General features: G+C 54.0%; 19 protein-coding genes and 1 other RNA gene. 2 read left to right on the forward strand and 18 right to left on the reverse strand.

Annotated features, from left to right (window positions below; all coding sequences use genetic code 11):
• Positions 1-16 precede the first annotated feature (16 nt).
• The 18 genes from lpxC to rnpB form a co-directional block, all read right to left on the reverse strand.
• Complete coding sequence (gene lpxC / locus AC6I1F_RS10200) at positions 17-922, reverse strand: UDP-3-O-acyl-N-acetylglucosamine deacetylase (RefSeq protein WP_289163842.1); 906 nt, start codon at positions 920-922, stop codon at positions 17-19.
• Between the two features lie 9 nt (positions 923-931).
• Positions 932-2536, reverse strand: coding sequence for a cell division protein FtsZ (gene ftsZ, locus AC6I1F_RS10205; RefSeq protein WP_497801773.1), 1605 nt, complete (start codon positions 2534-2536; stop codon positions 932-934).
• Positions 2537-2726: 190 nt separating this feature from the next.
• A complete protein-coding gene (gene ftsZ / locus AC6I1F_RS10210) occupies positions 2727-3863 on the reverse strand; it encodes a cell division protein FtsZ (protein WP_290432628.1) in 1137 nt (378 codons plus the stop codon).
• Positions 3864-3906: 43 nt separating this feature from the next.
• On the reverse strand, positions 3907-5229 hold the full coding sequence (gene ftsA, locus AC6I1F_RS10215) for a cell division protein FtsA (protein ID WP_160334614.1): 1323 nt from the start codon (positions 5227-5229) through the stop codon (positions 3907-3909).
• Positions 5219-6022: a cell division protein FtsQ/DivIB gene (locus AC6I1F_RS10220; RefSeq protein ID WP_289163844.1), complete on the reverse strand. Its 804-nt coding sequence runs from the start codon at positions 6020-6022 to the stop codon at positions 5219-5221. The genes ftsA and AC6I1F_RS10220 overlap by 11 nt, the downstream gene beginning before the upstream one ends.
• A gap of 2 nt (positions 6023-6024) precedes the next feature.
• Positions 6025-6978, reverse strand: a complete 954-nt coding sequence (locus AC6I1F_RS10225; RefSeq protein ID WP_289163845.1) for a D-alanine--D-alanine ligase — start codon at positions 6976-6978, stop codon at positions 6025-6027.
• Complete coding sequence (murC, locus tag AC6I1F_RS10230; RefSeq protein WP_289077025.1) at positions 6975-8369, reverse strand: UDP-N-acetylmuramate--L-alanine ligase; 1395 nt, start codon at positions 8367-8369, stop codon at positions 6975-6977. Before murC ends, AC6I1F_RS10225 begins: the two co-directional genes overlap by 4 nt.
• Positions 8366-9454, reverse strand: coding sequence for an undecaprenyldiphospho-muramoylpentapeptide beta-N-acetylglucosaminyltransferase (murG, locus tag AC6I1F_RS10235; protein WP_497801774.1), 1089 nt, complete (start codon positions 9452-9454; stop codon positions 8366-8368). Before murG ends, murC begins: the two co-directional genes overlap by 4 nt.
• A complete protein-coding gene (gene ftsW, locus AC6I1F_RS10240) occupies positions 9451-10680 on the reverse strand; it encodes a putative lipid II flippase FtsW (RefSeq protein ID WP_160334609.1) in 1230 nt (409 codons plus the stop codon). Before ftsW ends, murG begins: the two co-directional genes overlap by 4 nt.
• On the reverse strand, positions 10674-12107 hold the full coding sequence (gene murD / locus AC6I1F_RS10245; RefSeq protein WP_288319250.1) for a UDP-N-acetylmuramoyl-L-alanine--D-glutamate ligase: 1434 nt from the start codon (positions 12105-12107) through the stop codon (positions 10674-10676). The genes ftsW and murD overlap by 7 nt, the downstream gene beginning before the upstream one ends.
• A 4-nt stretch (positions 12108-12111) precedes the next feature.
• Complete coding sequence (gene mraY, locus AC6I1F_RS10250; RefSeq protein WP_497801775.1) at positions 12112-13275, reverse strand: phospho-N-acetylmuramoyl-pentapeptide-transferase; 1164 nt, start codon at positions 13273-13275, stop codon at positions 12112-12114.
• A gap of 2 nt (positions 13276-13277) precedes the next feature.
• Positions 13278-14651 carry a UDP-N-acetylmuramoyl-tripeptide--D-alanyl-D-alanine ligase gene (locus AC6I1F_RS10255; protein WP_288319249.1) on the reverse strand — a complete coding sequence of 458 codons (1374 nt, stop codon included), beginning with the start codon at positions 14649-14651 and terminating at the stop codon, positions 13278-13280.
• Positions 14644-16110, reverse strand: a complete 1467-nt coding sequence (locus AC6I1F_RS10260; protein WP_497801776.1) for a UDP-N-acetylmuramoyl-L-alanyl-D-glutamate--2,6-diaminopimelate ligase — start codon at positions 16108-16110, stop codon at positions 14644-14646. The genes AC6I1F_RS10255 and AC6I1F_RS10260 overlap by 8 nt, the downstream gene beginning before the upstream one ends.
• Positions 16103-17998: a peptidoglycan D,D-transpeptidase FtsI family protein gene (locus AC6I1F_RS10265; RefSeq protein WP_160334604.1), complete on the reverse strand. Its 1896-nt coding sequence runs from the start codon at positions 17996-17998 to the stop codon at positions 16103-16105. Before AC6I1F_RS10265 ends, AC6I1F_RS10260 begins: the two co-directional genes overlap by 8 nt.
• Positions 17995-18300, reverse strand: coding sequence for a cell division protein FtsL (ftsL, locus tag AC6I1F_RS10270; protein WP_160334603.1), 306 nt, complete (start codon positions 18298-18300; stop codon positions 17995-17997). Before ftsL ends, AC6I1F_RS10265 begins: the two co-directional genes overlap by 4 nt.
• Before the next feature lie 2 nt (positions 18301-18302).
• The gene (gene rsmH / locus AC6I1F_RS10275; protein ID WP_160334602.1) at positions 18303-19265 is read right to left on the reverse strand and encodes a 16S rRNA (cytosine(1402)-N(4))-methyltransferase RsmH; all 963 of its coding nucleotides are present in this window, start codon (positions 19263-19265) and stop codon (positions 18303-18305) included.
• 15 nt (positions 19266-19280) lie between these two features.
• The gene (gene mraZ, locus AC6I1F_RS10280) at positions 19281-19709 is read right to left on the reverse strand and encodes a division/cell wall cluster transcriptional repressor MraZ (protein ID WP_160334601.1); all 429 of its coding nucleotides are present in this window, start codon (positions 19707-19709) and stop codon (positions 19281-19283) included.
• Between the two features lie 151 nt (positions 19710-19860).
• Positions 19861-20165: RNase P RNA component class A (gene rnpB / locus AC6I1F_RS10285), an RNA gene on the reverse strand.
• 159 nt (positions 20166-20324) lie between these two features.
• Between rnpB and AC6I1F_RS10290 the strand changes: the two genes are divergently transcribed.
• Together AC6I1F_RS10290 and hemL are read left to right on the forward strand one after the other, a co-directional pair.
• Complete coding sequence (locus AC6I1F_RS10290; RefSeq protein WP_497801777.1) at positions 20325-21497, forward strand: outer membrane beta-barrel protein; 1173 nt, start codon at positions 20325-20327, stop codon at positions 21495-21497.
• 95 nt (positions 21498-21592) lie between these two features.
• Positions 21593-22885: a glutamate-1-semialdehyde 2,1-aminomutase gene (hemL, locus tag AC6I1F_RS10295; protein WP_251569848.1), complete on the forward strand. Its 1293-nt coding sequence runs from the start codon at positions 21593-21595 to the stop codon at positions 22883-22885.
• The last annotated feature ends 7 nt before the right edge of the window (positions 22886-22892 follow it).

Consider the following 22892-nt stretch of genomic DNA (forward strand, 5'->3'; position numbering starts at 1 on the left):
CCTCTGTGTTACCAGGCTAAGCAACCGCGGCAGTAAATGACCGCGGAGCAAGTTCCGGATCCGGATACTCAACGTACTCCCAGCTGAGCGGATCAGCGATCAGCGCGCGGAGCAGTTTGTTGTTGATTTCATGACCGGATTTAAAGGCGCTGTAGTGCGCGATTAACGGATGTCCAAGCACGTATAAATCGCCCATCGCGTCCAAAAGCTTGTGTTTGGCAAACTCATCCTCTGCGCGCAGTCCTTCCGGATTGAGCACGTGCTTGTCGTCCAAAACAATCGCGTTGTCCATCGTGCCGCCTTGGGCTAAGCCGAGCGACCACAAAAGCTCCAAGTCCTTCACAAAACCAAACGTGCGGGCGTACGAAACGTCACGCACATAACTCTGCTTATTAAAGTCAACCTCAACAAACTGAGCGGTCTTGTCAATCGCTTCGTGACCAAAATCAATGCTGAACGAAAGTTTGTAGCCTTCGTAAGGAACCAGAGAGGCCCATTTGTCGCCTTCACGTACTTCAACGGGTTTGAGTACGCGTACAAAACGACGCGGAGCATCCTGTTCAACAATCCCGGCCGATTGAATCATGTAAACAAAGGTGGAGCCCGAACCGTCCATAATCGGAATCTCGGGCGCGTCAACATCAATAAAGCAGTTGTCAATTGCAAGCCCCGAGAACGCGCTCATCATGTGTTCAATCGTCGCGATGCGCGCGCCATCCTTATCCAGTGTCGTCGCCATACGCGTGTCGTTAACGCGTGTGGGCTCCGACTGAATGGCAACCGGCGGATTCAAATCCGTACGCGTAAACACAAGTCCGGTATTAACCGGCGCGGGTCTAAGCGTCAGGCGGATCTTTTTACCCGAATGAACGCCCACACCCACCGCCGAGACGGGCTCTCTCAATGTTCTTTGCTTAATCATGAACGATTCTTATGACTTTTTGCGAAGGAAAGTCGGAATGCCGTATTCAAAACGCGGCTGATCCGGTGTTTCTTCTGTATTAGCCGCAGGACGAGGCTCAGCGGCCGGCGTCTGCGCGTTGGTTGTCCAAAGACCGCTGTTGGTGCCCTGCTGAGGATTCAGCGTTGCAAAAACATCGCTTGCGGGACGAACGCTTTCTTTACCGCCGAAGGAGCCGAAAACGGTATTGTCGCGAGCACTGTTCTGCGGGAAAGGATTCTGCACGTCGGGCGTGGAAATCGGACGGCTGACAGGCTGAAGGAACGGATTTTCCGTGTGCGCGGCAGCGGGCTTTTCTTCAGGCTTCGCTTCTTTCACTTCCTCTGCGGGACGAACTTCCGGTTTCGGTTCCTGAGCCTGCGGTTCAGCCTTCGGCTCGACCTTCGGTTCCGGATTACGTTCAGCCTTGGCCTTCGGTTTTGTCTCAGTCATCGGAGCGCCGAAGAGATCAACGCCGAGCGCAGCGGGTTCCGTCGTTGAATGCAGTGTTTCAGCGGCACCCGTGCGGAACGGTGTGTTCTGCTTCCAAAGCTGAGAAGAATTGTTTACCGGGCTCGCGCTCTGGCCTGTCCTCATGTCGGTCTCGAAATTATCGGTACCGTCCTGATCAAGACCTGTGGCAATCACGGTCACGCGAAGTTTTTCGCCAAGAGAATCGTCTGTGACAGAACCGGCGATAACCAGCGCGTCAGGATCGGCAAAATTCTTGACGGTTTCCATAGCGGTTCTGAATTCTGACATACGCATGCCGGTGCTTCCGGTAACGTTGACCAACAGACCGCGCGCGCCTTTGAGCTGAACGCCTTCAAGCAGCGGACAGGCAATGGCCTGAGAAGCGGCCGCAATCGCTCTGTCCGGACCTTCCGCTTCGCCCATACCCATCATGGCGGTGCCTCTTGCGCCCATAACCGTACGGACGTCTTCAAAGTCAACGTTCATGTAGCCGACGCGCTGAATCAGCTCGGCAATACCGGAACAGGCGTTGTAGAGAACCTCGTCAGCCTTCTCGAAACATTCTTTGAATGTCGCGTCTTCTCCGAGCTCTTCCTCAAGACGATCGTTCAGAATAACAATCAGTGAATGAACTCGGTTTTTGAGCTGCTGAAGGCCCTGCTCTGCCGTCTTCATGCGGCGCATACCTTCAAAATTAAACGGTTTCGTGACGACCGCGACAGTCAGAATACCCAACTCCTGAGCAACTTCAGCTACAACGGGAGAAGCGCCTGTACCGGTGCCACCGCCCATACCGGCGGTGATAAACACCATGTCTGCTCCGCGCAGCTTGTCAGCAATCTCTTCGCGCGCTTCATTAGCCGCCTGGAAACCAACCTCGGGACGCATGCCTGCGCCCAGTCCGCTCTTGCCAAGCGGAATCTTTTGATTGGCCAGGGAGTTGGATAATGCCTGCTGGTCCGTATTGGCCGCAATGAATTCGACATCGCTGTCGCCCATCTTGCGAACCATCGTGTTGAGCGCGTTTCCGCCTGCACCTCCGACACCGATAACTTTAATCACCGTTGCACGGTGTCCGTCTCCCATATCGGAGCTGTTGTATTCTTCAATAACCTTTTCCATGTACTTCTCTATTTTCAGGCCGTTGCGGCTCTGCCACCATCAGACTCGTAATTTTATCGTTAATCAAAAAAATCGTCTCGGATTTCTCACAATATCTCTTGTAAAAAAACGCACCGAAGACCGTTAAACCCCTCAGTCGCCTTCGTCTCAAAGAAACACGGCTTTTTGTCTGCCCGGGGGTGCTTGCCCGCTAATTTTTCAAGCCGAGAGGATTCGAGCTCCAAAGTCCGCTCTGATTGGCGGACTGCTGCGGTTCAGCCTCAGGCTGCTTTGCGCTGCCGGCACTGAACGGCTGAGAAAGAAACGGCGCCGCTTCAGGCTTCTTCTCCGCCTCTTTCGGGACCTGGGCCGGCTGATCCGGATCCTCAATGCCGGTCGCGATCAAACTGACTCGAAGCGTATCGCCGAGACTGTCGTCAAAAAAGAGACCGCCTTTTACAATCGCGTCAGGATCGGCAAAATTCTGAGCCGTTTCCATCGCGGCTCGGTATTCCGATGCGCGAACAGAGGTCGACGCGAAAACATTAAGAAGCAGACCCTTTGCGCCGCGCATTCTGACGCTGTCAAGCAGCGGCGCGGAAATCGCCTGAGACGCCGCAATCACCGCTCGATCCGCACCTGAGGCTTCGCCGTAACCGATCAGCGCTTTTCCTTTGCAGCTCATGACGGTTTTGATGTCTCTGAAGTCAACGTTCATCATGCCGCAGTTTTGGATCATTTCCGTCACGCTCGAGCAGGCGTTGTATAAAACTTCGTCAGCCTTCTCAAAACAGTCTTTCAGCGAGGCATCCTCTCCAAGCGTCTCTTCCAGACGATCATTCAAAACAACAATCAGACTGTCTACCCGATCTTTGAGCTGCTCCAGCCCCTTTTCCGCAATCCTCATGCGCCTTGAGCCTTCAAAACTGAAGGGTTTGGTCACAATCGCAACCGTCAGAATGCCCATCTCGCGGGCGACTTCGGCAATGACCGGAGAGGCCCCGGTTCCGGTGCCTCCACCCATGCCCGCCGTCAGAAACAGCATGTCGGCTCCGTCGAGCATCTTGGCGATCACAACGCGTGCTTCATTGGCGCACTGAAAACCGACTTCCGGTTTGGTACCGGCGCCAAGTCCGCTCGAACCTAAGGGCAGCTTATAAGCAGCCAGGGACTTGTTTAATGCTTGTATGTCCGTATTGGCTGCGATGAAGGTGATCTCCGCCCCGCCCATCCTGTTCACCATAGTGTTCAGAGCGTTTCCGCCGGCGCCTCCGACGCCGATGACCTTAATGACGGTCTCATGCATCTGCTGTCCCAGAGAATCTGTGTCTTCCTCAATAAACGGCATGATTATTTACTCTTTGACGGCTTTAGAGCCGGATTAAAAATCGTTAGAAATTACCTAAAAACCACGTTTTAAGATATTCCGCCGCAGTCTTAAGTTTGCCTTTGCTGCGAATACGGGACCCTTGAGTCAGAACCTTGCGGTTCAAGTCATACAAATAGCCCATGACGGCTGCGTGCTGCGGCGTCGAATAGCCCGTAAGCTGAGACGGAAGCACAGCGGTCGAATAGTCCTCCGGAGCAAAAAACTCTCCGGTTTCAAAGCTGATCAGCGGCCGACCGATTCGAACATTGATGTCTCTTCCGGCCAAGTGCATGCTGAACACTTCTTTAGCCATTCGGTCAATCCCCGGCAGGCAGGCGCCGCCGCCCGTCAGCACAACACCGTGACTGAGCTGATTGTGCAGACCTTTGTCTCGGATCTTGTAATAGATGTTCTCAAACATATCCTGAATCCTCGGGTTGATAATGTCCGAGAAGGCCTGCTTGGTCAGCACTCTGCCCTTTCCCTGACCCAGACCCGGGTAGGCCGGCATCACAAACGAGCCGTCCACATCCTTTGTAGGATCAAACTTCACCTGTCCGAGACGATGCTTGAGCTCTTCAGCCGATTCGTTGGACAGCTGAGTCTTAATCGCGACTTCGTCCGTGATGGTCTGACCGCCGAAAGGAGCGACAGAGGTGTACTGAACCACACCGTTCGAAAATACCGCGACATCTGTCAAATCCGCGCCGATATCGATCAGCGCGACACCTAAATTCTTTTCCTCCGGAGAAAGCAGCGCCGAGGCAGCCGCAAGCGGATTAAAGCAAAGCTGGCTGTCGATCAGCTCAAGTCCCGCGCGTCGAATCGCCTTATTTAAGTTAACGCAGGGACCCGACTGAGCGGTGATCATGTGCAGCTTGGCTTCGAGCTTTTTGCCTTCCATGCCGAGCGGAGAAACAATGCCCCAGTTAAAATCGACCGCGTATTCGAGCGGAATCACGTCAAGATAACGCATCGAAGGCGCAAGAGGACCCTCCTGCGAGTTCTCTATCAGCTGATCAATATCCCGCTGTTCAATCTCGTTTGATTTAATAATCAGCTGCTGCGTCACATTGTCGGTGCGGATATGAATTCCTGAAATTCCCGCCACAACATTGCGGATATTGGTCTGCGCAGTCTGCGAGGCTTCGTCCACCGCGGCGCGGATCGATTCCACCGCGCCCTGAATATCTACGACAGTTCCCTCTCGAATGCCGTGGCTCTGACACTCTCCGAGCCCCTCAATTCTGAAAGAAGTGGGGCTGATCGAAGACGCGACTGCGCATACGACTTTCGACGATCCTACGTCCAATCCGACCAATAAATCTTTTGAATTATCTGCCATCCTTACTCTCTCCGGGGAGGTGTTCCATATCCTCATCTGTTTCCTGCTCCGCCGCGGGTTTCACAACCGCCACGCCCTTGGCGTAGCGTGCGTCCATCTCAAGCGGCTCGCCTCCCAGACGATCTTTCAGCCTGGGCAGACTGAGAATGACTTCTTTTAATTTTTCGTCCAATGCTTCCGGGCTGTCGCCCTCTTTCAGTGTTAGTTTAAGGGCCTTTCCGTCAGGCCGCTTAAATCTGACGATCCAGCCGCCGAAATCTTCCAAGTCCAAAGAAACGACGCGATAGCCGTACTGCTCGCATACCGCTTCAAACCTGCGGTACTGATCATAAATCCTCATCCGCTTCTGCTCGGGTCCGTTAATCCTGGGCAGCTGCCCGTTCGGATCCGCCACATCGGGATTCGCGACAAAAATCGTACCGTCCTTGGCGAGCAGCTTCCCGTCTCCCCAGATGGCAATCGGCTCATGCAGCACCAGCTCTATCTGAAGACTGTTCGGCCACTCCCGAACAATTGCGACATCTTTGACCCAAGGGATATCCTTCAGACTCGCCGCTGCGCTCCCCAAACTTGCCGTAAAGTAATTCCCGCGCAAATTTCCTTTGAGCGCCTGAGCGACCTCCTCAACCGAAACAGCTTCCTTATTGCCTTCAATAACCACATCCACATGACGTAGCAAAAATACCGGCCTTTGAATAAACCAAAAGGTCGCGGCGGAAAGCAGCAGCGCGATTAAAACCACGCTGAGGATATCCGCAAAGAACGACAGGGTCCCGGCACTAATGCGCTTCATCCCTAACCCTTAAGTGAAGCGCCCGAGGCGACAAGTTTCACGAGTTCGCCGTAAGAGATGCCTTCCGTGCGCGCAGCAAGCGGCACCAGAGAGTGCGGCGTCATGCCGGGGGCTGTGTTGATTTCAAGCAGCGCAAAGGAGCCGTCCTCGCGAAGCATGACATCGATACGGCTCCAGCCTGAGGCACGTACCAGATTGGCGGCCTTCACCACTGCGTCCTGAATCTCTTTTGTCTTTTCTGAGGAGATTTCCGCCGGACAAACGTAAACCGTTTCATCCGAGTAATACTTGTGCTCAAAGTCGTAATCGCCTTTAGGCGCCTTGATCTCAATAATCGGCATTGCTTCAAGGCCTCTGCCTTCACCTTTATCGAGTACGCCAACTGTCAGCTCGCGTCCTTCAACAAATTCTTCTGCAAGCACCTGCATGCCAGTTTCAGCCGCTTTGCTGTATGCGTCCTCAACCGCGGCAAGATCCGCGTTCTTCAGCTTATAAAGTCCAATGCTCGAGCCTTCTTTGTTCGGCTTAATGACTAAATTCGATCCGAGATTTTTCAGCGCGAGCGCGCAGTCGGCTCGGTTTGAAAGAATCATGCCGCGCGGAACCGGAACTCCCGCGCTCGCCCAGACGAGTTTCGTCATGTTCTTGTCAATCGAAATCGCGCTCGAGAGCACGCCGCTGCCGGTATAGGGCAGCTTCATATATTCGAGAACGCCCTGGAAAATACCGTCCTCTCCGCCCTTGCCGTGCAGAATCATGAACACTCTGTCGGGCTTCATCTCCGCCAGACGCTCAAGGCTTTCCTCTTTCGGATCAAATTTGACCGCGTCAACGCCTTCCTCGATTAAAGCGTTATAGACGCCGCTACCGCTCATAAGGGAGACTTCTCTTTCTCCGGAAGTGCCGCCGAGAACGACCGCGACCTTACCTAAACTTTTCGGATCAATATTTCTCATTTGTTAACCTTTTTCTTCATCAGCCTTGCGGGCAGCTCACCAATGTTTCCGGCGCCGATGGCAAGCAGCACATCTCCGTCACGAACATTGTTGTCAATCAGCTCCAGAGCCTCTTCGTTGTCATTGGCAAACATCGGCTCCACTTTTCCGGTGAGACGAATCGCGCGGCACAGACTGCGGCTGTCCGCTCCGATAATTCTTTCTTCCCCGGCCGGGTAAACGGATTCAAGAACCAGAGCGTCGGCTTTGGAAAGCACGCGCACCAGATCCTCAAAACAGTCCCGAGTTCTGGAGTAGCGATGAGGCTGAAACGCCACAAAGAGACGTCTGCCCGGGTATGCGCCTCTGGCCGCCGCAATCGTGGCAGCCATTTCGGTCGGATGGTGACCGTAATCGTCAACAACCGTAAAGCGGCTTCCCTTGGATGATTCCGCTTCGCCCCAAACAGAAAAACGACGGCCGACACCGGTAAATTCCTTGAGCGCCTCTTTGACCACTTCAAGACTGATGTCAAGCGTCAGCGCAACGCCAATCGCGGCAAGCGCGTTCAGAACGTTGTGCTCGCCGGGTAGATTGACGGTGAACTCTTCAGCTTCAAACCCGTCACGCTCCAGCGTAAAGACCATACTCGTCCCTTCTGCGCGAATATTCGTCGCGCGAATCTGCGCTTCGGGACGAAAACCGTACGTCAGAACCGGCTTGGAAATGTTGGGCAGAATCGAGCGCACATTCTCGCTCTCAATACACATCACGGCTCTGCCGTAAAAAGGCAGACGCATCACGAAATCCGTAAAGGCTTTCTTCAGCTCGCCCAAATCGTGATGGTAAGTATCCATGTGATCCTGATCAATGTTGGTGACAACGGAAATGACCGGATTCAGATTCAAAAATGATGCGTCGGATTCGTCGGCCTCGGCAACAATATAGGCGCCCTGACCAAGCTTGGCGTTGGAACCGGCCGCGTTAAGTCTTCCGCCAATCACAAAGGTCGGATCCATGCCGGCTTTGCTCAGAATACTGGTGATCAGAGATGTCGTTGTGGTCTTGCCATGGGTGCCCGCGATCGCGATGCCCTGACGAAGACGCATCAGTTCGGCAAGCATGATGGCTCTGGGGACCACCGGAATATTGCGTTTTTTTGCCTCGACGACTTCGGGGTTTTCCGCGTGAACCGCGGTGGAAGTCACCACCACGCCGGCGTCACCGACATTTTCAGCCTGATGCCCGATATAAATCTCGGCGCCAAGCGAGCGCAAATGTTCAATTGCGGCGTTCTCTTTCAGATCTGAGCCTGAAACGGTATATCCGAGATTAATCATCACCTCGGCGATCCCGTTCATTCCGGTTCCGCCGATTCCGACGAAGTGCATTTTCTTGACGGAAAATTTCACTTTGCTTCCTTTCTAGCAATGTATTCAATAAAATCCGCGACGGTTTCCGCCGCCTGCGGTTTGCCGAGACGTTTGGCCTTCTCTGCCATGCTCAGCAGTTTTTCACGATTCAATCCGCAAAGGACGTCCTTTAGCTTCTGCGGCTGCAGCTCACTCTGCGGCAGATAAATCGCCGCTCCCGCCTGCTGCATATATTCGGCGTTGCCAACCTGATGCGATGTGGTCTTAGTCACAAGCGGCACCAAAATAGAAGGCACGCCCGCGGCGGTCAGCTCGCTCACGGAGATCGCGCCGGCCCGCGCAATCACCGCGTCTGCCTGCTGATACGCTTTAGCCATGTCGTCAATAAACGGTACCACTTCAGCTTCAACCCCAAGCTCCTTATAGAGCGCCTTCACCGATTCAACCGCCTTGATGCCGCACTGATGCACAATATTAGGCCGCTCCTCGGGCGGGATCATGGCAATCGCCGGTGGTATCCGCTCGTTAAAGACCTGCGCGCCCAGAGAGCCGCCGAAGACAAGCAGATTCAGTCTGCCGGTTCTGCCCGCATATCGCTCCTGAGGCTCGGGAATGTTCAGAATTTCCTGACGAACCGGGTTGCCGCTCACGACGCCTCGATCTCCCGCAAGCTTCGCCGCTTTGCCGTCGAACCCGCACATGATACCCGCGGCATTGCCCTGAACCATCTTGATACTCAGGAGCGGATCCGCGTCACTGTTCATCAAAACATACGGAACGCCCTTGAGACCTGCGGCAAGACAAACCGGAACCGCAATATAGCCGCCCGTCGAAAAAACGACATCGGCATTTTCCCCGCTCAGGATCGTACGGCTTTTGCCAATACACGAAAGCAGCTTGAAGCCGCCAAAGAGCATTGTCTTCAGACCCTTGCCGCGCAGCCCTTGGAAATCGAACGCGTGAAATGGAATCCCGTAGCGCTCAACTAAGCGCCGCTCCATCCCTTTTTCCGTTCCGATCCAGGAAACGGTCCAGCCGCGGGAACGCAGTATTTTAGCTACCGCAATGCCGGGCATGACATGACCGCCGGTGCCGGCAGCCGCAATGACGAGATGTTTGCTCATATCTTTCCTCCCTGCATTGTCACCTTGTTTTCATAGTCGACGCGAAGCAGAATCGCGACCGCCGCTGTGCACGACAAAAGCGCGGACCCGCCGAAGCTGACAAAGGGCAGCGTCAGGCCCTTAGTCGGAAGCAGACCGCTTGCGACGCCAACGTTAATAAAGGTTTGAATACCGAACCAAATCGCGATGCCTTGAGCCACAAGTCCTGAGAAAAAGTGCTCCAGATGAATCGCCTGTCTTCCGATTTCAATCGCACGGCGAACAATCCAGAAGAAGAGGCACAAAATAACGACCACGCCGACAAAGCCCAGCTCCTCACCAATAATCGCAAGAATAAAGTCGGTATGCGCCTCAGGCAAATAATGCTGTTTTTCGATCGCGTCGCCGAGACCGACGCCAAAGGCTTCTCCTCGTCCGAAAGCAATCAGCGAGTGCGAAAGCTGATAAGCCTTTCCCTGGGCATTGGAGATTTCCCAAGGATCCAGATATGCGAAGAAACGAGCCGCGCGCCAACTGGCCGCCATGATCATGGTCGCGATCAGCACAAAGCCGCCGATCAGGATTGAGAAGAAAATCCAAATGCTAATGCCGCCGAGGAAAAGAATGCCCATCGAAATAGCAAGCATCATGAAGTAAGCACCGAGGTCTGGTTCCTTCAAAACAAGAAACCCGACCAAGACCATGACGAGCAGCAGCGGAAGAAAGCCCTTTTTAATACTGTGCATGTAGTTAATCTTGCGCACAGTAAAGTCCGCGGCGTAAAGCAGCACCGCGATCTTCATGACCTCGGTCACCTGAAGATTCAGAATTCCCAGCGGAATCCAGCGGGATGCGCCGTTAATTTTTCGGCCGACCCCCGGCACAAATACGGCGATGAGCAACAGAACGCCCAGACAAAACAGAACTGGCGCGCACCTTCTCCAAACTTTCATCGGAATGTGCCAGCAGACATAACCGCAGATCAGCGCTGCGGCAAGAGAAATCATGTGGCGAATAAAGAAGTGCGTCTCCGTCGTCGCATACTTCGGCGAATCGGAAAGAGAGACGGACGCGGAAAAAACCATCAGAGAACCGATAACCATCAGCGAGAAAACGGCAAATAAAATACCGTAATCGGTCGATATCGGACCGATTCTGTGCTCGGTGTCGTAGGTTATGATCCCGACACTGCTGTCGCCGATTCGGGTAGCGATCTCATCGCGATCCTTCTCTTTTCTTCTCAGCACAACTGTCCTTCCTCACGAGCGATTTCTTCAGCGGCCACGACAAACTGACGAGACCGATCCGCATAATCTTTAAACATATCCCAGCTTGCGCATGCGGGTGACAAAAGAATTGTGTCACCGGCCTGAGCGAAACCTCTGCACAGACGCACCGCTTCTTCCATGTTTTTGGCGTGCGCCTTTTTAAGTTCGGGCGTATCAATCGCTTTTTCAATCTGAGCGGCGTCCCGGCCGATAAAGACGGCCGCTTTGGCGTGCTCGGCGATTGCCTCTTTAAGCGGAGCGAAATCCTGGCCTTTCCCATCGCCGCCAAGAATAATGACAACTTTTCCCCGACCGAATCCCTTCAGTGCGGCAGCCGTCGCACCGACATTCGTGCCCTTGGAGTCGTCCACATAATCAATGCCGGAGGAGCTCAGCATCAGCTGCACGCGGTGCGGCTCTCCCTTGTAGTCTCGAAGCGCGCGTAAAATCGCCGCCTCGTCAATGCCGGCCGCGGCCGTCAGTGCGGATGCCGCAAGCGCGTTCATCGCGTTGTGCCGTCCGCGGATTCTTAAAGCGTTGACAGGAATCATCAGAGTCGGCTTTACCGAATCCTGACAGGCGCAAAGCCATTCAATCGCGCCCACAGTGCTGATACCGTATTCACCGAGCGCTTTGGGCTCATCGGCGCCAAACGTGCGGACCAGCGAGCGGTCAACGCCCTCGGCGGACAGCATGGAAAGCGGATCCTCACGGTTGAGCACGCGTACAGTATCCTCTGAGAAGATTTTTCTCTTGGCTGCCGCGTATTTCTCCATAGAGCCGTGCCAGTCAAGATGATCTTCCGTGACATTTAAAAGCGCCGCGCTGTCGCAGTGCAGACTTGAAGTCGTCTCCAGCTGGAAACTCGAGAGCTCAAGCACCCAGTACTCCGGCAATTTGTTCTCTTTCAGTAGACGGTCCAATTCGCCGAGCGCGTTGGGGCCGACGTTGCCCGCGAAACAGACACTCTTTGCGGCCTCCTCGACAATATGGGCGCAGAGCATGGTTGTTGTCGTCTTTCCGTTTGTCCCGGTAATCGCGATGATCTTCGGACGGTATCCGCGGAAATGACGAAGACGAATCAGCTCCCGAGCAAAAAGCTCGATCTCCCCGACCACCTCAATGCCTTTGTCTTTGGCCGCGCGAATAAATGGCGCAAAGGACGAATACTCGGGAGAGAGGCCCGGAGAAATCACGACCAGATCTGTTTTGTCGATCAGGCGTTCATTCAAGTCCGTGCCGACATACTCAAGTGCGGGTATTTCTTTCTTCAGCTCTTCCAATCCCGGAGGATTTGTCCGGGTGTCGGCCGCGCACACGCGCCAGCCGCGGGAGGCTAAAAACCGCAGGGCTGTTTTGCCGGAAGCCCCGACACCGAGAATTACCGCTGTACGCTTTGTATCCATGACACTACCTGATCTTGAGAGAAGACAATCCGATAAGTACGAGCACGATCGTAATAATCCAGAAGCGGACCACTACTTGTGTCTCTTTCCACCCCTTCATCTCGAAGTGGTGATGAATCGGCGTCATTAAAAAAATTCGTTTGCCGTGCGTCATCTTGAAATAGCCGACCTGCAGGATCACGGAGACGGTCTCCATGACAAAAACGCCGCCCATGATGAAGAGCACAAGCTCTTGGCGCGTAATGATCGCCATCGTCCCCAGAGCGCCGCCCAAGGCGAGCGCGCCGACGTCGCCCATAAAGACCTGCGCCGGGTAGGCGTTGTACCAGAGAAAGCCCAAGCCCGCCCCAATCAGCGCGGCTCCGACCACCACCACTTCTCCGGCGCCCGGAACATACGGGAAATTCAAATAAGAGGCATAGTCAACGCGCCCGACGACATAAGCAAATATGCCAAGCGCGATACCGACGAGCGCGCTCGGCAGAATCGCCAATCCATCCAAACCGTCTGTCAGGTTGACCGCGTTGCTGGTTCCGACAATCACAAAGTAGCTCAGAACAATAAAGCCCCAAATTCCGATCGGCAGAGACACGCCTTTGAGGAAAGGAATCAAAAGACCGCTCCTTTCCGGGAGCGGTATCGATGTAAAACCGCTCGAAACCCAATCCAGCACGAGACGCCAGATATGGTCATTGCCCGGAGCGGTGACCGCAAAAGCGAGGTAAACCGAAGCCGTGATACCGATGAGTGACTGCCAGAAATACTTCTCTCTTGAACTCATGCCTTCCGGATTGTGATGAACCACTTTGCGGTAGTCGTCACTCCAGCCGACCGCGCCTAAACTCAGCGTCACGAAAAGCACCACCCACACAAATCGGTTGGTTAAATCCATCCATAAAAGCGTGGAAGCGCCCACAGCAATCAAAATCAGGATGCCGCCCATTGTCGGCGTTCCGTCCTTGACTAAATGCGACTTCGGACCGTATGAGCGAACCGCCTGACCGATTTTGAGAAGTTTCAGTTCACGAATAACTTTCGGCCCGAGCAGCAGTCCGATAAAGAACGCGGTCAGCGCGGCAAAGACGGCTCTGAAAGTCAGATAGTTAAAAACTCTGAGCCAGCCCCAGCCAAGGGTCTCGTTCATCCATTGCGTCAGTGCAAGCAGCATAATTAAGCACCTTCCTTCTTCGGCGGATTCTGACGAATACGGTCCGCCAGCTGATAAAGCTTCATAAAGTTCGACGCCTTAAAGAGAACCACGCAGGGTTCTTTGACAATCTCCTCGCGTAGTCCTTCTTCAAGCTCTTCAATTGAGTCAAAGTGACGGGTACCTTCTCCGTACCCTTCTGCGGCGTCCATCATGCGGTTGCCGACACAGAAGAAATGCGCGATACCCGCGTTCCGAACCACCTCTCCGAGCTCCTTATGGAACTGCGGACTCTGCGCGCCAAGCTCGCCCATGTCGCCCGCGACAAAGATCTTTTTCTGCGGATACTGACTAAGCAGCCGGACCGCAGCCAGCATGGAATCCGGATTGGCGTTGTAGCTGTCATCGATCAGCACGGTTCCGTCCTCAAGGACACAGCTTTCACCTCTGTGGCGAACCGGCTCGAATTTTTCCAGCCCGTTCTTGATATCGACTAGATCACGCCCAAGCGCAAACAGAACCGCCGAAGCATTCACCGCGTTCATGAAGTTATGCGCGCCTCTCACTTTCAGCTTGATGCTGATTCGGCCGACCGGCGTAACGAGCAAAAATTCGTCTTCACTTTTCGGAATGGCGTAAACATCGCTGTCTTCCGTTCCGAACGTGACCACGCGATGATTGCCCGCCATCTTTCGCCATTCAATCGCAAAGGGGTCGGTCGCATTAATGACGGCGACTCCCTGTCTTGGCAGCTGGGCAAAAACTTCGCCGTTTTCCTTGGCGGTTTCTGAAAGCGAGGCAAGAAACTCCTGATGGTCCCGCATCGTGTTTGTGACCGTGCCGATAGTCGGAGAGACCGCCTGAACAAGCGGCTTCATTTCTCCGATGTGATTCATGCCGACTTCAAACGCGGCGATCTCATGCTCTTTGCGCAGACGCCAGAGCATCAGAGGAACGCCTAAGTCATTGTTGAGGTTTCCTTCGGTACCGACCCAAGTTCCGGGTTCGTATCGATTCTTCAGAATCGAGAGAATCATCTGCGTCGTCGTGGTTTTTCCGTTGGAGCCGGCGACCGCGATAACAGGAATATTAAAGCGCTGACGCCATCCCGCGGCAGACTTCAGCAGAGCGGCTCGAGTATCCTTCACCAGCAGCTGAGGGATGCTGACCGGCACATAATGGTCAACCACGGCCGCTGCCGCGCCCGCGTCTGCCGCGTTCTGCACATACTCGTGGCCGTCATTTTCGCCTTTAATCGCGAAAAAAAGTCCGTTCGGCTCGATTTTGCGCGAGTCAAAATGTACGGATGAAAACTTCACCGCAGGCGAGCCGCGCAAACTCTCTTTGGCGCCGAGCATCTCGGCAAGCTCGCCTATCGTCATTAATGCTTCATTCATGCTTTTTCCTAAATTCCATCATTGCGCTGCGGGCTTGTTCCGCATCGGAGAAATGGTGCTTGACACCCTGTATCTCCTGGTAATCCTCATGCCCTTTCCCGGCTATCAGGATCACATCGTCGGAAGATGAGCTGCGGACGGCCTCTCGTATGGCCTCTGCTCGATCCTCAATCATCCGATACGGCTTTACCGCGCCCGCACAGACCTCACGCAAAATAAGCATCGGGTCTTCGCTTCGCGGATTGTCGCTCGTAAAAAACATTTCATCGGCTTCGCATGCCGCGCGTCCCATCAGAGGACGCTTTCCGCTGTCGCGATCGCCGCCGGCGCCGACAACAATCTTCAGTCTGCCGCCTCTGACCTCCGCAAGCTCTCTCAATGCGGCAAGCGCCTTGAGAATCGCGTCCGGCGTATGGGAATAATCCACCGCCGCAAGCAGGCCGTCTTCCGCGGTGACCGTCTGCATTCGGCCGGCAGGCGGATTTAAGTTCTGAGCCGTTTCACAGACAAGCTCAAAATCAAAACCGCTCAAAATACAGGGGGCCGCCGCGCACAAAAAGTTCTCGATATTAAATGTTCCGAGAAGGCGTGTCGTGACGTGCTTCACGCGTCCTTCAAACACCAAATCAAAGCTCAGTCCTTCACGCGCATGGCGGACATTGCAGGCCGTCAAATCATATTTCGCTTCCTGCGAGATGCCGACGGAGAAAACTTTGACTCCGGAGCAAAGCGCGGCCTGCGCCATACGTTCAGAAGCAGGATCACCAAAGTTGATCACAGCATACTCAAGCCCAGGCCAGCTAAAGAGAATTTCCTTAGCTTCGGCGTAGTGCTCCATATCGCCGTGGTAATCCAGGTGGTCTCGGGTTAAATTGGTGAAGATGCCGACCTTGAAAGCGGCTCCTCTGAGACGCCCCTGTTCAAGGCCGATGGAACTTGCCTCGATCGCAAACGCCTCACAGCCTCTGTCTCTTAACTCGGCAAACAATTTCTGTACCGTGAGCGGATCGGGTGTCGTCATTGCCACCGACGGCAGAGGCTCTCCCTGACAGGTGCAGCCGAGCGTTCCGATGCATCCGGACGGTTTGCCAAGCTTTGTAAAAAGCTCGGAAATCCAGTTAGCCGTTGTCGTTTTGCCGTTCGTTCCGGTGACCGCGCACCCGTACATCGCCTGACTTGGGTTTCCGTAGTAATCGGAAGCGATTGCGCCACATTTTTTGTATAAGTCACAAACCTCAGTAAACGGGATCTCGGCCTTGAAGTGAGCAACGGATTCGACAACCGCGCAGCTCGCCCCGAGCTCGGCCGCCTTAGCAACAAACTTGCGGCCGTCGGTGTGCGTGCCGCAAACCGCGAAGAACACGTCCCCGGGCTGAATGCGGCGGCTGTCTAAATACAACGAGGCCTTCGGCCCCGCTTTTTCTTTAATCCACTTTGAGACTTCTGCTTCTTCAACCATTTTCTTTTCCTGCTGAAACGGGTTTGACAGCGCCGATCTGACGTTTCTTATCCTTCTTTTCCGCTACTTTCGGCGCGCCTTTTGAGCCCGTTTTGGCCTGAGCGGTTTTAACTTTTCCTGTCGGTTTTCCGATCGCCACTGCAAAATCCTCGGGACGATCCGGAATAACGCCCATCAAATGCATCGTTTTTGAAACCATTTCCGAGAAGAGCGGAGCCGCGGCGGTAGAGCCGTAGTGCTTTCCCTTCATCGGTTCGTCAACCATGATGCCGACAACGATCTTCGGATCGTGCGCCGGAGCGTAACCCGCAAATCCGGCGACATATTTTTTGACGTAGAGACCGCCTTCAACCTTGTACGCGGTGCCGGTTTTGCCTGCGGCTGTATATCCCTTGACTCGGGCACGCACGCCGGTACCGCCCTTTTCCACAACGGTCGCGAGCATCTTACGCATTTCCTGAGTCGTTTTCGGACTGAAAACCTGCTGCGGCTCTTTGCTCTCCCGATTCTTATAGATGGAAAGCTCGATCATGTCTCCGTTGCGCGCGAACGCGGTGTATGCGCGGACCTGCTGCAGAAGAGACACTGTGACGCCATGTCCGTAGGACATCGTAGCCTGCTCAATCGGCTTCCAGCTCTTTGGCGGACGAAGTCTGCCTGCGACCGCGCCCGGAAATCCGATATGCGGCGCATGACCGAATCCGAGTTTGTCGTAGTAGTTCCACATAGTCTGCGGCGGCATCAGCAGCGCGATCTTAGACGTTCCGATATTGCTTGACTGCTGAATAATTCCCGATACCGTCAGCTCTTTGCTGTAATGCGAGTCGCCGATTGAGTGTCGTCCGAAGGACATGGATCGACCGATTTGGAACAGAGTGTTCGGCGTGACCTTCTTCTCTTCGAGACCCGCCGCGACAGAGAACGGCTTCATTGTTGAACCCGGCTCATAGGTATCGACGATCGCGCGGTTGCGGACACCGGCGCGCGTAATCTTAGAGCGGGAGTTCGGGTCAAAGCTCGGATAGTTGGCGAGCGCCAGAATATCGCCCGTCTTCGGATCGGCGATCACGATCGCACCGCCCTTTGCCTGGAGCGCGGTGACTTGACGCGCAAGTGCCTCATAGGCCATGGTCTGCAGTCTCGAATCGATGGTAAGCATGATGTCTTCGCCGTTTTGCGGCTCTTTAATCCATGCATCCTCGATAATTCGTCCGAGACGGTCCTTGAGCACGCGGCGTGAGCCGGCCGTCCCGGCCAAGCGTTTTTCAGCCGCCAATTCAATTCCCTCGATACCGTTGCCTTCCAGACCGGTCAAACCGACAATCTGAGCCGCGGACTCGCCGTCCGGATAGCTGCGCAGAAATTCGCGTGTCGAGTGCAGCCCCGGAATTTTCATTGCGAGAAGACGGTCTGCGACATCAAGCGGGACCTGACGTTTGATATACACAAAAGTTCGCTTGGAATTGATTTTCTTCGTGAGTTCCGAGAGCGGGACCCCTAAGGTTTTGCTGAGCTCTTTCTTTTGCTCGGCCGTAATCTTCACATCCTGAGGGATGATCCACAATGCTTTTGCCGGAACGCTCGTCGCAAGTACCGAGCCGTTTCTATCCAAGATCAGACCGCGGCGGGCAGGCACCTCGATCGTTCTCTGAAAGCGCATCGCGCCCTGCTTCTGCAGGAACTCCGTGTTAAATCCGAGCTGGAGATATGCCAGTCGGGCGCCCAGTACTAAAAAAAGCGACAGCAGAACAAAGTGCAGGAACTTGCTTCGGCCGGGCGGAATTCGCAGGCGCAGGAGATCCTTGACGCTGTCATCATTGCCGCGTCTTTCTTCGGTGGGCAGAAAGATGTTGTCCCACAGATCCCTGAACCATTGAGTAATTTTCACCGGCCGCCTCCTTTATGCTCGGACGAGCCGTGTTCCAAAATCACGACCTGTTCGTTGGTGACCGGCGCCAATCCTTTTTCCTTGGCCTTGGTTTCTATCTGTCGGCTCTGCTCAAGTGTTGAGACTTCAAGGCGCAGACGGGCCTCTTCATCTCTGAGCGAATGATGAATCTGCTGTTCGCGCTCAAGCTCAATGAAAAGCCTGCGCGCGTTGTGACGGTTGTCCACAACCATAAAGCCGCAGACAAACAGAGTGAGCTCCAGAAGGACGATCACAAAGATCAAAAACTTAAACTCTTTCATCTTCAGACGCCTCCCTCGGGCCAAGGAGCTTCCGTTCTGACGGCAAAGCGAAGCACTGAACTTCGGGTGCGCGGATTCTCCTCGCATTCTTCCTTGGACGGAAGGACGCGTTTGGGGCGCTCAAAGAGCGGTGCGGGCATTTGCTCGGGAAGCAGCGGCAGCCTCGGATCAAGTTTGGATGCGGGGTTGTGCGCCGCCTCAAAGAAACGCTTTACGATTCTGTCTTCGAGCGAATGAAACGAAATGACCGCGAGCACACCTTCGGGATTCAGCAGAGAACCAGCCGCTTCCAAAGCTTCGCGAAGCTGTGTGAGTTCCTGATTCACCTGAATGCGTATCGCCTGGAAGATACGTGTCGCAGGGTGCTGTCCTAAATCCTTTTTATTTCTTGGCAAAGCCTGCGCAATGATGTCGGCAAGCTGCTTTGTGGTTTCAATCGGTTTTGCGTCTCGAGCGGCCGCAATCGCTCGGGCCGCTTTGGTTGCGAATTTCTCCTCGCCGTATTCCTTAAATACGCGGGTCATTTCTCCGACATCGGCTTTTGCGATCCATTCAGCCGCGGTCTGACCGCTCGATGTGTCCATACGCATGTCCAAAGGACCGTCAAAGCGGAACGAAAAGCCGCGCTCCGGATCATCGATCTGAGGGCTCGAGACTCCGATATCTAAAAACACGCCGTCCACACGTTCAACGCCAATCTTGGCAAGTTCCTCTTTCATCTGCGCAAAAGGCGCATGGATAATAGAAAACCGTTCATCAGCGATCTCTCTTGCCGCCTCAACCGCCTGCGGGTCCCTGTCAAATGCGATCAGCCGGCCTTTGCTGCTAAGCTTTTCGAGAATCAGGCGCGAGTGTCCGCCTCGACCGAAAGTCCCGTCGATATACACTCCATCCGGCTGCGTCACCAAAGCGTCCGGAGATTCCTTTGCCAGAACAGGCTGATGCTTAAACTCCTTTAACTGCACGATTTCGCTGACTCTTTAAAAATTAAAAGCGGCAGTAATCGCAGACATATCCTCGTTCAGAGCCTGCTTCTCGCACTGCTCCAGCTTTTCAGCATCCCAAAGCTCAAAATGAGAACCCAACCCGACAAGCACGATCTCTTTTGACAAACCGCAGACCGAACGAAGTTCGGAAGGCACCAGAAGGCGCCCGCTCGCATCCATATCCACGTCAACGGCACTGCCCATTACAATGCGCTGGAAGAAACGGGCCCCGTAAGGCAGCGCCAGAAGTTCTTTCTTTTTCTGCTCCCAAATCGGTCTGGGATACAGCAGCACGCAGCCGTCCGGATGGCGGGTAAATGTCATTTGCCCGGCACACAGCTCGGCCAGTGTCTTCCGAAAACGAGAAGGCACAGACAGACGCCCTTTTGCGTCAAGAGAGAGGTGTGGCGAGCCTTGGAACACGAAAAAATTCGTCTAAATTAACTGCAAATATGTAAGCATAATTTTAGCCACTTTTTCCCACTTTTCTCCACTTATTGGAGACCTACGCTCAAACTGGATTTTCCTCGCCTAATTAATGAGAAAGAATGAGACGAATTAAAGAGAGAAGAGAGCGCGAAGTCCGTCTATAAGCCGGATTCTGTTCAGCGTTGAAAAACGCCTTGGCGGTCATTCATCTAGTCCCAAAGTCACCCTTGGGATCGAGCCATCTACCCGCAGCCTCGCCGGACAGGGTCAGCAGCTGCCTATTTGATGTTGCTCCGTGTAGAGATTGCTCGTTTCACCCGAACTAAATCGGCTCGTCTCTGTAGCTCTAATCCTCGCCTTGCGGCGGAGAGGCGTTACCTCCTACACCGTCCTATGGAGTCCGGACTTTCCTCCGAGGTCTTTCTCCCCTGCGATCGCCCGACAGACTTCGCGCGCAAGACACTTTAGAGACCTTTTGTTTTTTTTGCAACCGGTTTGTCAATAAATAAACACTCAAAATGCTTTCCATCGGCTGAAAAAACGAGTTGATACGCTTTTTTTTATTAGAATTATCAAAGCTTGTGACCCCATAAATAACTGCATTACTAAATGCCTGAACTGAAAAATAAAATTTCTAACTATCTTTTCGGCGCTTTATTGGCGGGTGTAGTTTTTCCCGCAGGCGCTGCAGACCGTTCTGCCTGGGACGCGATTCTGGATACGCTCCCTGCGGGCGCCCTGTCAGCAGAGGACAGAACCGACAGCTACGTCTCGGACAGCTGGAGCGGATTTAAGAAGATCTTCTTTGAAGGCACCGATGGCCTCATTCTGCCTGCCTATACCATTCACCCGGGCTGGGCCTATAAGACACCAAAACGCCGCAACGAAAACGGCTATACCTGGGGCGGCGGCGTCACACGGAATTTCATTGATGATCGCGGCAACCGCAGAATTGTTTACGCGATGGCGTTTTCCGATTCGCACAGCAATATCGAGCCGTTCCTCGGTTACGGATGGCTCTCAAGATGGCGGCTCGGAAATTCGGACTTCTACGCTGAAGCCGGCTACACTCTCGGCATTACCGCCCGCGGTGACTATAAGTGGATCCCGTTCCCGGCCCCGCTGCCGCTCCTCGGTTTCGGTACCGACGCTTTTTCTATCTACGGCACGTATGTTCCGTTCAGCAACATCTTTTTTTTCTTTGCCAACTACGCGACCGACACCAAGGGAAACAAGAGTCTGGATTTCTCGAGCAACAATCTGTTCTCCAACCGTTTCCTGATTTATGCGGGCGGCGGCTATCAGAAAAACGACATGAAGGGAATGCCGCATAACGCGACAACCACTTCCGAAGGCGCCTACAGCGGCGGTATCAGATTCTTTGTAACGCCGCATTGGGCACTCGACTTCGGCATTACACAGTCGGCAGAGCAAAAGGTGCGCTCTCAGGGACGCCAAATCGGCAGCTTCAAGCTCAGAGGCTACCAGCTCACCGCTCAGTACCATATGCAGGCTTCCGATTCCGTCAAGCTCTATGCGGGCATCGGCGCCGGCTATTTCCGACTTCAGGGTTCTAAATTTGAAGCAGGAACCAGCTACCACAAAGGAGATTTCTCTCCCGTGGTGCAGGCGGGCGGCACTTACGCTATCACTAAGAACCTGCATATCACCGGCGGTGTGGACTTAGCGTTCCCGCGCTATGAAACACACACGGCGGATTCTTCCTACTCAATGAGGCCCTCGCCCGCGACATTCAAAATTGCGGTCGGTCTGGCCTTCTAAAGATTTTTTTTAAGGATATCTTTATCTTTTTCATTTAGGATAGCGTCCACACAAGGACGCTATTTTTTATTTAATCAATGCACTGGAGAAGCGTTATGGACCAGAACGAGGTTCTTTTTGACAGAGCCCAAGAATCAATTCCCGGCGGCGTGAACTCACCTGTTCGCGCATTCCGTTCGGTTGGCGGCGCGCCGCGTTTTATTGAAAAGGCGCTCGGACCGCATATGTTTGACATTGAAGGCAAACGTTATATCGACTACATCGGCTCTTGGGGCCCCATGATTCTCGGTCATAACAATCCTAAGGTAATTGAAGCCGTCAAACACGCCGTCGATAACGGTTTAAGTTTCGGCGCACCGACCAAGGCCGAAGTCCTGATCGCTGAAGAAATTAAAAAACTGATTCCTTCCATTGAGGAAGTTCGTTTGGTTTCTTCCGGCACGGAAGCCGGTATGAGCGCGATTCGTCTCGCCCGCGGCTACACCGGCAGAAATAAGATCGTGAAATTCGAAGGCTGCTACCACGGCCATAGCGACTCTTTACTGGTTAAGGGCGGATCCGGTCAGCTCACCTTCGGCACTCCGAGCTCAGCCGGCGTGCCTGAAGCCGTCACAAACGACACCATCGTCCTCGAATACAACAATCCGCAGATGATTCGAGAACTCTTTGACAAGCAGGGCGACGAAATCGCCTGCGTGATTGTCGAAGCCGTTGCCGGCAACATGAACATGGTTCCCGCCACGCAGGAATTCCTCAACGCGATGCGTGAAGAGACCGCTAAGCACGGCGCGGTTCTTATCGTTGACGAAGTCATGACCGGTTTCCGAGTCGCGCTGGGAGGCGCTCAGTCAGTTTACGGTATTGATCCGGACATCACTATGTTTGGCAAAGTCATCGGCGGCGGTATGCCCGTCGCGGCTTTCGGCGGCAAACGTGACATCATGAACTGTGTCGCTCCGCTCGGCGCCGTCTATCAGGCAGGAACTCTCTCCGGAAACCCGGTCGCGGTTGCCTGCGGTCTTGCAACTCTCAAGGAAATTCAGGCTCCTGACTTCTACAAGCGCCTTTCCGCTCAGGCAGCCAAGTTAGTCCGCGGTCTCGGCGAAGCCGCCAAAAAACACGGCGTGCAGTTCTCTGCTCAGAGCATGGGCGGCATGTTTGGTATTTATTTCCGCGGCTCCTGCCCCACTTCCTTTAAAGAAGTGATGGAATGCGACGGCGAACGCTTCAAAACGTTCTTCCACGCCATGCTTGATAACGGAGTTTATTTAGCCCCGAGCATCTACGAGGCTGGATTTGTCTCCATTACGCATGACGATTCCGTCATTGCCCGCACACTTGAGGCCGCTGACAAAGCCTTTGCTGAAGTCAAGCGCGTCCACGGTTAATCTCACA

The organism is Parasutterella sp. St.1A3, assembly GCF_059728705.1.

Excerpts from the sequence above, each read along its gene's own strand:
- mraY (WP_497801775.1), bottom strand. The coding sequence starts at position 13,275 with ATGCTGCTTGCACTGACGCAATGGATGAACGAGACCCTTGGCTGGGGC.
- ftsL (WP_160334603.1), bottom strand. The coding sequence starts at position 18,300 with ATGAAAGAGTTTAAGTTTTTGATCTTTGTGATCGTCCTTCTGGAGCTC.
- lpxC (WP_289163842.1), bottom strand. The coding sequence starts at position 922 with ATGATTAAGCAAAGAACATTGAGAGAGCCCGTCTCGGCGGTGGGTGTG.
- murD (WP_288319250.1), bottom strand. The coding sequence starts at position 12,107 with ATGGATACAAAGCGTACAGCGGTAATTCTCGGTGTCGGGGCTTCCGGC.
- ftsZ (WP_497801773.1), bottom strand. The coding sequence starts at position 2,536 with ATGGAAAAGGTTATTGAAGAATACAACAGCTCCGATATGGGAGACGGA.
- AC6I1F_RS10225 (WP_289163845.1), bottom strand. The coding sequence starts at position 6,978 with ATGAGAAATATTGATCCGAAAAGTTTAGGTAAGGTCGCGGTCGTTCTC.
- AC6I1F_RS10290 (WP_497801777.1), top strand. The coding sequence starts at position 20,325 with ATGCCTGAACTGAAAAATAAAATTTCTAACTATCTTTTCGGCGCTTTA.
- AC6I1F_RS10220 (WP_289163844.1), bottom strand. The coding sequence starts at position 6,022 with ATGAAGCGCATTAGTGCCGGGACCCTGTCGTTCTTTGCGGATATCCTC.
- ftsZ (WP_290432628.1), bottom strand. The coding sequence starts at position 3,863 with ATGCCGTTTATTGAGGAAGACACAGATTCTCTGGGACAGCAGATGCAT.
- AC6I1F_RS10260 (WP_497801776.1), bottom strand. The coding sequence starts at position 16,110 with ATGGTTGAAGAAGCAGAAGTCTCAAAGTGGATTAAAGAAAAAGCGGGG.
- AC6I1F_RS10255 (WP_288319249.1), bottom strand. The coding sequence starts at position 14,651 with ATGAATGAAGCATTAATGACGATAGGCGAGCTTGCCGAGATGCTCGGC.
- murG (WP_497801774.1), bottom strand. The coding sequence starts at position 9,454 with ATGAGCAAACATCTCGTCATTGCGGCTGCCGGCACCGGCGGTCATGTC.
- ftsA (WP_160334614.1), bottom strand. The coding sequence starts at position 5,229 with ATGGCAGATAATTCAAAAGATTTATTGGTCGGATTGGACGTAGGATCG.
- hemL (WP_251569848.1), top strand. The coding sequence starts at position 21,593 with ATGGACCAGAACGAGGTTCTTTTTGACAGAGCCCAAGAATCAATTCCC.